The organism is Bradyrhizobium sp. TM233, from assembly GCF_036247965.1.
GTDB classification, from domain to species: domain Bacteria; phylum Pseudomonadota; class Alphaproteobacteria; order Rhizobiales; family Xanthobacteraceae; genus Bradyrhizobium; species Bradyrhizobium ottawaense.
Map to the genome: position 1 here is coordinate 1 of NZ_BTIG01000102.1, position 2,132 is coordinate 2,132.

The following is a 2,132-nucleotide window of genomic DNA, read 5'->3' on the forward strand; positions in this document are numbered from 1 at the left end:
TTCCATGCCGACCGGCACTTCCACGATCTTCGGAGCTTTCCAAGCCATTCGGGTCTCCCCAAGGTATTGAGCGCGACATCGCGCGGCGCAAAACCTAGGGCTGCGTCAGTTGCAGTTCAAGCCTCGATTCGCCTGCCGAGCGGGTCCGTGTCGATTCTTCGCGGCCGCATTTCTCTCTCGGACAAAGCCAGTTCCCTCTTGGTCAAACACGACCTGCGAGACGCAGCCTTGTGCGCCGCACCGCACGTCGAATCGACACGAATGGCACCGTCGCCGTCAGCAGCCCTTGTCGGCCATTGCGGCGTCCGGCTTGGCACCTTCGGCGCGCTGAGCCGCCGTCGGCTGGCTCTGCATCTGCCGCTGCGCATCTTCGGATGAAGCCGGCGTTTCGCCACTTGCACGATTCATCGTGCTGGTCGGCGGATGCTGGCTGGTGTCGCCCGCTGAACTGGACGAGTGCGACTGCGCTGCGCCCACCGTCACGGGACCAGAACCAGCATCCTTGTCGGTGCTGGCGCTGCCCGTGTTGCACGGGCCGGCGACCGCGACGCCGGCGCTCAACGCCAGGATCGCGCAGGCAGCAAGAACGGAACGTTTCGTGTTCATCTGCATCTCCTCTTCTCCCGCTGCGCTGCCCCGGCGCCGAGCAGGACATCGCGAAGAGAACAGGCCGAACAGCCTGATGTTCCGAGTTTCGGAGCGGAAATGCTGGCAACCGCCACCGCGCCACGTCTGTTCCGGTTGCACCGCTCACCGCAACAATCGCAGCAGCGCACGGCCGGCGCGCGAGTTCAGCTCCTTCGCATCCAGCGTTCCGTCCTTGTCGGGATTGGCTGCGTTGAAGCGCTGCTCGACCACGGACAGATATTCGTCGAGCGTCAGGGTCCCGTCGTGGTCGGGATCGGCCGCGGCGAGCTCTNNCGGCGAGATCGAGCGTGCCGTCATTGTCGGTGTCGAACAACTTGACCGCGTTGCCGGAGGCCGGCCACGCCGGACCGGACAACAATGCAATGGTGAGCGCAAGTGCAACTGAGCGACGCGAAATCATCAAGACCTCCCAGATGAAGAGCCCCGGTTCAGGCGGGGACACAACGACATAAATCCATAAGCGGTCCCCGGTTCAAGTCCGGAATTGCAACTTGCGCGCGCGACAACCCCGGGGAACCTGGCTTACGCCCCGACAACCTACGCCGAAGCTGCTTCGTGTCGCGGAATTTTTCCAGCGTCTCCACGCAAGTGAGAGTCCGCTGCCGTCAGGTTTCCGTAAGGTGACCGGCACCTGCCGTCCAACGATATCGACACGACACTTACGACTTTCGTATTGACGCGTTTTGGTTTCCGACGGAGTGTTGCTCCCGCAGCGTCAAAAGGCGCGCATATTGGGAGGAACGGATGAAATGCTTTGCGATGGCCGCGAGCCTCGTCATGCTTGCATCGACTTGTGCAAGCGCACAGACCACCGAGCAACTGGTCAAGGGCGCGACTGATACATCGAACGTTCTCAACTACGGGATGGGCTACAATCTGCAGCGCTTCTCGACGCTGAACCAGATCAACAAGGACAGCGTCAAGAACCTCGTCCCGGTCTGGAATTACTCTTTCAACGACGATCGTAGCGAGGAATCACAGCCGCTGGTGTACCAGGGCGTGATCTACGTGACCTCGCACAACGCGACCATGGCGGTCGACGCCAAGACCGGCAAGCAGATCTGGAAGACCAAGGTCGAATATCCCGCCGAGACCCCGCGCATCGTCTGCTGCGGCATCATCAACCGCGGTGCGGCGCTCTATGACGGCAAGGTGTTCCGCACCACGTTAGATGCCAACGTGATCGCGCTCGACGCCAANNGCCGACGGCGTCGTCATCACCGGCATCTCCGGCGCCGAGTTCGGCACCAGGGGCTTCATCGACGGCTGGGATCCGGCGACGGGCAAGCATCTCTGGCGCACCCATTCGATCCCCTCGCCGGATGAGCCCGGCGGCGACACCTGGAAGGGCGATACCTGGAAGCTCGGCGGCGGCTCGACCTGGATCACCGGGTCTTATGACCCCGAGCTGAACACGGTGTACTGGGGCATCGGCAATCCCGGACCGTTCAATTCGGCGGTGCGTCCCGGCGACAATCTCTACA

General features: G+C 62.5%; 2 protein-coding genes and 2 pseudogenes. 1 reads left to right on the forward strand and 3 read right to left on the reverse strand.

Annotation, left to right across the window (positions count from 1 at the left end; genetic code table 11):
* The 3 genes and pseudogenes from pqqA to AABA86_RS33820 form a co-directional block, all read right to left on the reverse strand.
* Positions 1-48, reverse strand: a 48-nt coding sequence (gene pqqA / locus AABA86_RS33810) for a pyrroloquinoline quinone precursor peptide PqqA (protein ID WP_338309824.1), incomplete at its 3' end; no start/stop codon positions are given.
* 228 nt (positions 49-276) lie between these two features.
* Positions 277-606, reverse strand: a complete 330-nt coding sequence (locus AABA86_RS33815) for a hypothetical protein (protein ID WP_338309823.1) — start codon at positions 604-606, stop codon at positions 277-279.
* A gap of 144 nt (positions 607-750) precedes the next feature.
* Positions 751-1,048: pseudogene (locus AABA86_RS33820) on the reverse strand (calcium-binding protein).
* 344 nt (positions 1,049-1,392) lie between these two features.
* Here AABA86_RS33820 and AABA86_RS33825 point away from each other — a divergent pair.
* Positions 1,393-2,132 (forward strand): annotated as a pseudogene (locus AABA86_RS33825) (outer membrane protein assembly factor BamB family protein); the annotation flags it as partial.

What these genes read in the sequence shown, in the direction of transcription:
- AABA86_RS33815 (WP_338309823.1), bottom strand. Translation starts at nt 606, where the DNA reads ATGAACACGAAACGTTCCGTTCTTGCTGCCTGCGCGATCCTGGCGTTG.